Below are 7,893 nucleotides of genomic sequence, written 5' to 3'. Positions count from 1 at the left end.
TTCGCCAGGCCAAAAAGCCGTCCGCCCTTGGCGGGGGATTCCCGCCGCGCCAGGGCAATTTGGGCAGCCACGCCGGCGCCCTGCTCGTCGGCCGGGACGCCGGCCGCGGCCTGGACCCGCCGCTGGAACCCATCAAAGGCGACAGTGATGTCGGCCTGCCGGGCACCGGCCAGGGACTTCACATCCTCCAGCTGCCGCAACTGGTCAATCATCCCCGCACCAGCGGAGGCAACAGGCACGCGGGCGAGCAGGGCAAGCACGTCCGAAACAGTCGGGACACCATAAAGCCCCGCAACCGTTCCGTCCCCTGGCTCTGCCGCCGCCCCAACCACTTCCATAAACAAAGTCTTCCAGCACGGTCTGACAATTCCCGCCACGACCAGCGCCTATGTGGAAAACCGCGGCCAGTGGGTTCCGGAAGATGTCCGGGCTGCAACCGGCACCGCAGAGTCAGCAGCCCCCATCACCGCGGCGGGTTTCCACATGCCGGCCGCCCGGCGTCGTCGGTTCATGCGCCCTCCGGTAGCCTGTTGAAATGGTGCGAGGAATGGCCGACTACGGTGCAGAAACCATCCTGCTCGTGGGAGCGGGACGGGCTCTGCTGCTGCAGCTCGCAGACCCAGCCGTCGGGCGCGGCGTGGACGAGCACAGCTCCTTTGTCGGCCGCCCGGTCAACAGGCTCAAAGGCACCCTGACCTACGTCTACGCCATCGTCTATGGCACGGACGAGCAGGTGAAAGAGGTCCGGCGCAGGGTGAACCGCGCCCACGTTCCCGTGCGGAAAGCCGGCACCGAGGCTTCGCCGGGCTACAACGCCTACGATCCGGAACTCCAGCTCTGGGTGGTTGCCACGCTCTATGACACCGCGGTGACCATCATCGAAAAGATCTACGGCCCGCTCGACGACGAGTCAGCCGACGCCATGTACCAGGACTACGCACGGATCGGGACGGCCCTGCAGCTGCCCCGGGAGCTGTGGCCGGCAGACCGTGCCGCCTTCCGCCGCTACTGGGACGGACGCATCTCCACGCTGCGCGCGGAAGCGGGCGGCGTGCGGGTGGGCCGAGGCCTGCTTTACCCCAAGCACACCGCACTCTGGTACCGCGCCATCATCCCGCCCGCAAGGTTCCTCACCGCCGGGCTCCTGCCGCCGCAGCTGCGGGAGGACTTCGGCCTGCCGTGGAACCACCGCCGGCAGCGCCGCTTCGACCGCACCATGGCGGTCCTGGCCGTGGTGTACCCCCGGCTTCCGCGGCGGATCCGGCACTGGTTCAAGGACTACTGCCTGGCCGAACTCGATAAAGACCTTCGCAAGAACCGCCAGCCCATACAGCGTCAGGGAGCCAGTGCGTAGTTCCACTTCAGTTGAGCAGCGGATCGATGAACGGGCCCGCCGCTTCCTGGCCACCGCCCCGGCCGGCGGCTACAAAGCAAAAGTCACCGAGTTCGTGGTGTTCGGCCTCAAACAGGGCTGGGCGTGCATCTTCGGTGCCACGCTCCTCGCCGTCCTGATGGCCGCGCGGCTCTGGTACCCGGACACCGCTGCCCTGGCCCGGAACGATTTCCTGACCATCGCCGCCGTCGCCATCCAGGTCCTCATGGTGCTGTTCAAGCTGGAGACGCTCCGCGAACTGCGGGTGATCATCCTGTTCCACATCGTGGGCACCGTGATGGAGCTGTTCAAGACCGACGCCGGCTCCTGGTCCTACGAGGCCGAGGGCTTCCTGCGCATCGGCGCGGTGCCCCTGTTCAGCGGCTTCATGTACGCAGCAGTGGGTTCCTACATGGTGCGGGTCTACCGGCTTTTCGACCTCCGTTTCGCTGCCTACCCGCGGCGCTGGATCACGGCGCTCCTGGGCGCGGCCATCTACGCGAATTTCTTCACGCATCACTACATCTGGGACCTGCGCTGGGTGCTGCTGGCCGCCGTCGTCATCATCTACGGGCGGTGCGTGATGCACTTCCGGGTGTTCCGCAGGCAGTTCCGCATGCCGCTGGTGGCCGCATTCCTGCTGGTGGCGCTGTTCATCTGGATTGCCGAAAACATCGCCACCTGGTCCGGCGCCTGGCTGTACCCGAGCCAGGTGGCCGGCTGGCATCCCGTGGGGCTGGAAAAGCTCGTGGCGTGGTTCCTGCTGATGATCATCTCCGTGGTGCTGGTGGCGTGGGTCTACAAACCCCAGCCGCCGGAAGGCGAAAACGGACGACGGCGGGAAGTCCCGGCGTCGTCCGCGGTGCGGCAGTAAGGGGTACTGCCATAACCCGTTCCAGCAGGGCCCTCGCTGGAACTTTGGCCCCGGGGTTTGATGAAGGCTATGGACTCCACTACCGCCGTCACCAGCAGCAAGAAGGCCCCGGCACCGGACGTCCGCGAACACCACCGGGCGCACTGGGGAGGCGTCTTCGCAATGTCGCTGTGCGTCTTCGCCCTGATCGCCTCCGAATTCATGCCGGTCAGCCTCCTCACACCCATGGCATCCGACCTCCAGGTCTCCGAGGGCATGGTGGGGCAGGGCATAGCAATCTCCGGCCTCTTCGCCGTCCTGGCCAGCCTGTCGGTGTCCAGCCTGGCCGGAACCATGGACCGCAAGACCCTCCTGCTGGGCCTGACCGCGGTTATGGCTGTCTCGGGAGCGGTGGTTGCCCTGGCGCCGGGGTACCTGCCCTTTATGATCGGCCGCGCGCTGATCGGCGTGGTCATCGGCGGGTTCTGGTCCATCTCGGCAGCCACCGCCATGCGCCTGGTCCCCGCGCACAAGGTGCCCCAGGCACTGGCGATCTTCAATGGCGGCAACGCGCTGGCAACGGTTGTCGCCGCGCCGCTGGGCAGCTACCTCGGCTCCATTGTGGGCTGGCGGGGCGCGTTCTTGTGCCTGGTGCCGGTGGCCGTGCTCGCCCTGGTGTGGCAGTGGTTCAGCCTCCCTTCGATGAAAATCACGGCAGGCGCGTCCGCGGCGAAGAACCCGTTCGGAGTCTTCTCAGGACTGAAAAGCCGGCCCGTCGCCTGGGGAATGGCCGCCTGCGGGTCGTTCTTCATGGGACAGTTCATCCTCTTCACCTACATCCGCCCGTTCCTGGAAACCGTGACGCGGGCGGACGTGGCCACAGTCTCCCTGGTCCTGCTGGTGATCGGTGTCGCCGGCTTTGCGGGCACCATGCTGATCGGCCGCTTCCTCGGGAAAGGCCTGTACCGGACGCTGGTCATTCTTCCGGTGCTCATGGCGGTCCTGGCCGCGGCGCTCGTTCCCGCCGGCGGCTGGCTCGCCGCCGTCGTGGTCCTCCTGGGCCTGTGGGGCCTGATGTCCACGGCCGCGCCCGTGGGTTGGTGGAGCTGGCTGGCGAAGGCCATGCCAAACAATGCTGAGGCGGGCGGCGGCCTCATGGTCGCCGTTGTCCAGACGTCGATAGCCATCGGGTCGACACTGGGTGGAGTGCTGTTCGACTCCACCGGCCACCGCGGTACGTTCCTGGTGAGCGCGGGCGTCCTGTTGGCCGCGGCCGTCCTGGCATTCCAGGCCGCACGTGCCGCCAGGCAGGCAGCATGACCATTTGGAAAGACTTCCCTTTAAGCCGAAACCTTAGGAGGACGACATGAAGTACACCCCAAGCGGCGGCCAGACGGCAGCCGGGCCGGAGGAGTGGTTCACCGGATCAGTGCACATCGACAGCATCCGCAACCCGGATGAGCAGTCAGCCATCGGCTGTGCCCACGTCCGGTTCGCCCCCGGCGCACGGACCGCCGGCACCACCACCCCAAGGGGCAGACCCTGTACGTCACGGACGGCATCGGACTGGTGGCACGGCGCGGCGGGGAGGTCCAGGAGATCCGGCCCGGCGACGTCGTGTACATCGAGCCTGGCGAGGAGCATTGGCACGGGGCTGCTCCGGACCGGTTCATGGCGCATGTTGCCATGCACGAAGCTGACGGTAACGGGCAGGTGGTCACCTGGCTGGAGCACGTGACCGACGAGGAGTACCGGGCCTAGTGCTCCCCGCCGGCGGCGCATGTCAGAACGCCGCGCCGATCGAGGCCAGCTGTGCCGCCCCGGCGTCCGCGTACTGGTTCCCGGGCCGTGCCAGGCCGTAGTGGTCCCGAAGGGTACGGCCGGTGTAGTCGGTGCGGAACAGTCCGCGTTCCTGCAGGATGGGCACCACCCGGTCCACGAAGCGTCCAGCCCGGAGGGCAGCACCGGCGGCATGATGTTGAAGCCGTCGGCCGCCCCGCCGTCGAACCATTCCTGGATGGCGTCCGCCACCTGCACCGGGGTGCCGGTGAAGGTCCGGTGCCCGCGGCCGCCGCCCAGCCGGCCGATCAGCTGCCGCACGGTGAGCTGCTCGCGGCGGGCCAGCTGCACGATCAGGGTGTAGCGGCTCTTGGCGCCCTCGATCTCATCCTCGCTGGGCAGGTCGGCGGGCAGCTGGCGGTCCAGCGGGAGGTCTTCGGGATTGACGCGGAGGGTCTTGGCCAGCTGGATCCGGGCGTACTCGGGCTTGATCAGCCGGTCCAGTTCGCGTTCGAGTTCCAGGGCTTGCTTTTCCGTCGCGCCGATCACGGGCACGATGCCGGGCAGGATCTTGATGCTCTCCGGGTTGCGGCCGGCGGCGGCGGTGCGGGCTTTCAGGTCGCGGTAAAACTCCTGCGCGTCGGCCAGGGTCTGGTGCGCGGTGAACACGGCATCCGCGTACCGGGCGGCCAGCTCCTTGCCGTTCTCGGACGAGCCAGCCTGGACGATCAGCGGGTGCCCCTGCGGGGAGCGGGGGACGTTGAGCGGACCGCGGACCTGAAGTGCCTGCCCTCATGGTCAATGGTGCGGATCTTTTCGGCGTCGCCCCAGACGCCGTCGGCCTTATCCGCGAGGATGGCGTCGTCCTGCCAGCTGTCCCAGAGTTTCCGGGCCACCTCGATGAACTCGGCCGCCCGCTCGTACCGTACGGCGTGGGCGGGCTGGTCGTCGACGCCGAAGTTCCGGGCGGCGTCGGGCCCGGCCGTGGTCACCACGTTCCAGCCGGCCCGGCCACCGCTGACCCAGTCCACGGAGGCGAACCGGCGGGCCAGGTTGAACGGCTCGTTGTAGGTGGTGGAGGCGGTGGCGATGAGCCCGATCCGCTTGGTGGCGCCGGCGATGGCGGTCAGCAGGACGGTGGGTTCCAGCTTGCCGGCCGGACGGCGTCCCACTTCGCCGAACAGGACGGGGGAGTCGGCGAAGAAGATGGAGTCCAGCTTGCCCCGTTCGGCGGTGCGGGCCAGCTGCTGGTAATGCTCCACGCGGCTGCCGGCGTGGGGGTCGCTTTCCGGCAGCCGCCACGAGGCCTCGTGGTGTCCGGTGCTCATGAGGAAGGCGTTGAGGTGCAGCTGGCGCTGCGGGGACGGGGTCTGGGAAGCCATGCGGGTACTCCTTCGAGTGTGGGAAGAGGTGGCGGGTACGACGCCGGACGCCGGCCAGGAAGGACGGCGCGGGAAGGCGCGGAAAAGGGATGCAGGGGAGTGCCGGCGTCGGACGATTGTGCCCGACGCGCCGGGGTGTTGAAACACCTAAACACGGCCGCTGCGGCCTTGGCCAGCACCGTGAAACGGAAGCTCAACGGGAGGAAACGGCACTACTTATTGCGCCATTCCGGGGTCAAAACAGGCAACGCGGCGCCATGATCCGCAACGCGGGTTAATGTGGCTGGAAAGGTAGGGACATGGGTCGAGGGGAGAAGCGCATGCGTCACCGGGTCCTGGCTGCTGTGGCCGTTTTCGGGGCAAGCCTTCTAGTGGCCGGCTGCACTGCCGCCCCTGCTCCCGCGCCGGCCACCACATCCGCTGCCCCCGCGACATCCGCCGCGCCGCCGTCCGCCCCGGCTCCCACCACACCCGCGCCCGGGGCTCCCGCCGCAGCTGCCACCATCGCCGGCGCGCCGCAGCAGGTGGCGGCGGACCTTGACGCTCCCTGGTCGGTGGTCTTCCGGGATGGGACGCCGCTGGTGAGCGAACGCAACAGCGGGCAGATCCTTGAACTCGCTCCTGACGGCTCCTCCCGGTCCATCGGAACCGTGGAGGGGGTGGCGGCCCGCGGCGAGTCCGGCTTGCTGGGCCTCGCCGTGGGCAGCCAGGGCGACCTTTACGTCTATTCGACGGCGGAGGACGGCAACCGGGTCCAGCGCTTCCCCGTCAGCGGTGAACCCGGGTCCCTCTCGCTGGGGCGCCCGGACACGCTCCTTGACCGCATCCCGTCGGCAAACATCCACGACGGCGGCCGGATCGCTTTTGGCCCCGACGGCATGCTCTACGTGACGGCAGGTGACGCGAGCCGGCGCGACAGCGCCCAGGACCGCGGCTCACTGGCCGGCAAGATCCTGCGGATGACCCCCGACGGCGACGCTCCCGCAGACAACCCCTTCCCCGGTTCGCTGGTCTACAGCTACGGCCACCGGAACCCGCAGGGCATGGCCTGGGCGGAGGACGGAACCATGTTCGCCACCGAGTTCGGCCAGAACACCTGGATGAACTGAACATCATCACCCCCGGCGCCAACTACGGCTGGCCCACCGTTGAAGGGATCGCGGGCCGGGATGGCTTCGTGGACCCGGTCCAGCAGTGGCGGCCCGGCGCGGCGAGCCCCAGCGGCATGGCCCATGCGGGCGGTACCTTGTTCGTGGCCAACCTGCGCGGCCAGGTCCTGCGGTCTGTCCCCGTCTCGGATCCCGGCACCTCCGCGGAGCATTTCAGCCGCGAGTTCGGCAGGATCCGGGACGTGACAGTGGCGCCGGACGGCCGGCTGTGGTTCCTGACCAACAACACCGACGGCCGCGGCCGCCCGCAACCCGGGGATGACCGGATCCTCGCCGTCGACCTGGCGGAGGGGTGAGCCGGAGCTCCGTCAGCTCCGCGCGCCGGCCTGCGCCAGTTCCACGATCTTCTCGGTGGCGGCCCAGGAAGCGAGGAGCTTGAGCGCCTCGTCGGAGGGGCTGCCGGGGGTGGCCGGATAAACGGTGAGGGAGTGCCCGGGGTCCTCCTCCAGTCCCAACACCTGGTAATTCAGTTCCAGCAGTCCCACCGCCGGATGCCGGAAGAATTTGGTCCCGGCGTAATGGCGGCGGACATTGTGCGCAGCCCACAGCGTCCGGAATTCCTCGCTGCGCATGGACAGCTCGCCAACCAGTTCGGCGATGCCCTTGTCGTGCGGGTTCCGGCCCGCCTCGCGGCGCAGGATGGCAACGTTGGTGTTGGCTGCCCGGTCCCAATCGACGTAGAAATCGCGGGACCGCGAATCCAGGAAGATGAAGCGGGAATGGTTTCCCGGCCTGGCGGTGCTGCGGTACATATCGGAGTAGAGCGCGTAGCCCAGCGTGTTGGCCGCCACGATGTCCAGCCGGTCGTTGCCTATGAAGGCGGGCGCTTCGGTGATGGCGTCCAGGAGGTACTGCAGCTCCGGCCGCACCCCGGACGGGACGGGAGCCGCAACGCGTTTCCGGCCCGAGGTGTTGGCCGCCCGGGCAAGATCGTAGAGGTGGTCGTGCTCTGCCCGGTCCAGTTCCAGGGCCCGCGCAATCGCATCCAGCACACTGTCGGACACACCCGAAAGGTTCCCGCGCTCCAGCCGGGTGTAGTAGTCCACGCTGACCCCGGCCAGCCGGGCCACTTCCTCACGCCGCAGCCCGGGCACGCGCCGGCGGCCCCCGTAGGGCTCGAGTCCCGCCTGCTCGGGCGTGATGCGTCCACGGCGGGTGGAAAGGAACTGCCGGACTTCGGCTCGGTTATCCATAGGGGACACGTTACGACGGATCCGGAAAGCCAAGGGTGGGTCTGCCAGAACCAGTTACAGCAGGGCCCTCCTTACGGATCCCAACTGCCGGTTTGATGTCCATGTAGCCCTGTAGCATTTCGATAACCCCCAAAGACATCACAGG

General features: G+C 68.1%; 4 protein-coding genes and 4 pseudogenes. 5 read left to right on the top strand and 3 right to left on the bottom strand.

Annotated elements, in window-relative coordinates:
• Positions 1-338: pseudogene (locus G205_RS22915) on the bottom strand (HNH endonuclease); the annotation flags it as partial.
• A 197-nt stretch (positions 339-535) separates the two neighbouring features.
• On the opposite strand from G205_RS22915, the gene G205_RS13010 reads away from it, so the two are divergent.
• From G205_RS13010 to G205_RS21175, 4 genes and pseudogenes are all read left to right on the top strand, one after another.
• Positions 536-1,354, top strand: a complete 819-nt coding sequence (locus tag G205_RS13010) for an oxygenase MpaB family protein (RefSeq protein WP_035753013.1) — start codon at positions 536-538, stop codon at positions 1,352-1,354.
• The gene (locus tag G205_RS13005) at positions 1,347-2,246 is read left to right on the top strand and encodes a DUF817 domain-containing protein (protein WP_009358372.1); all 900 of its coding nucleotides are present in this window, start codon (positions 1,347-1,349) and stop codon (positions 2,244-2,246) included. Before G205_RS13010 ends, G205_RS13005 begins: the two co-directional genes overlap by 8 nt.
• A 69-nt stretch (positions 2,247-2,315) precedes the next feature.
• A complete protein-coding gene (locus G205_RS13000) occupies positions 2,316-3,545 on the top strand; it encodes an MFS transporter (protein WP_009358371.1) in 1,230 nt (409 codons plus the stop codon).
• Between the two features lie 46 nt (positions 3,546-3,591).
• Positions 3,592-3,986, top strand: a pseudogene (locus tag G205_RS21175) ((R)-mandelonitrile lyase).
• A gap of 22 nt (positions 3,987-4,008) precedes the next feature.
• Here G205_RS21175 and G205_RS12990 read toward each other — a convergent pair.
• Positions 4,009-5,386 (bottom strand): annotated as a pseudogene (locus G205_RS12990) (LLM class flavin-dependent oxidoreductase).
• A gap of 320 nt (positions 5,387-5,706) precedes the next feature.
• Here G205_RS12990 and G205_RS12985 point away from each other — a divergent pair.
• Positions 5,707-6,851, top strand: a pseudogene (locus G205_RS12985) (PQQ-dependent sugar dehydrogenase).
• Between the two features lie 12 nt (positions 6,852-6,863).
• Here the strand turns inward: G205_RS12985 and G205_RS12980 are convergent.
• Positions 6,864-7,748 carry a helix-turn-helix transcriptional regulator gene (locus G205_RS12980; protein ID WP_009358370.1) on the bottom strand — a complete coding sequence of 295 codons (885 nt, stop codon included), beginning with the start codon at positions 7,746-7,748 and terminating at the stop codon, positions 6,864-6,866.
• Positions 7,749-7,893: the final 145 nt, after the last annotated feature.

Origin of the sequence: Arthrobacter nitrophenolicus (assembly GCF_000332815.1) — a bacterium.
In the GTDB taxonomy this organism is placed as follows: domain Bacteria; phylum Actinomycetota; class Actinomycetes; order Actinomycetales; family Micrococcaceae; genus Arthrobacter; species Arthrobacter nitrophenolicus.
The sequence above is the reverse complement of the archived record's forward strand: the minus strand, read 5'-3'. Positions and strand labels throughout refer to the sequence as shown.

What these genes read in the sequence shown, in the direction of transcription:
- G205_RS13000 (WP_009358371.1), top strand. Translation starts at nt 2,316, where the DNA reads ATGGACTCCACTACCGCCGTCACCAGCAGCAAGAAGGCCCCGGCACCG.
- G205_RS13010 (WP_035753013.1), top strand. Translation starts at nt 536, where the DNA reads ATGGTGCGAGGAATGGCCGACTACGGTGCAGAAACCATCCTGCTCGTG.
- G205_RS12980 (WP_009358370.1), bottom strand. Translation starts at nt 7,748, where the DNA reads ATGGATAACCGAGCCGAAGTCCGGCAGTTCCTTTCCACCCGCCGTGGA.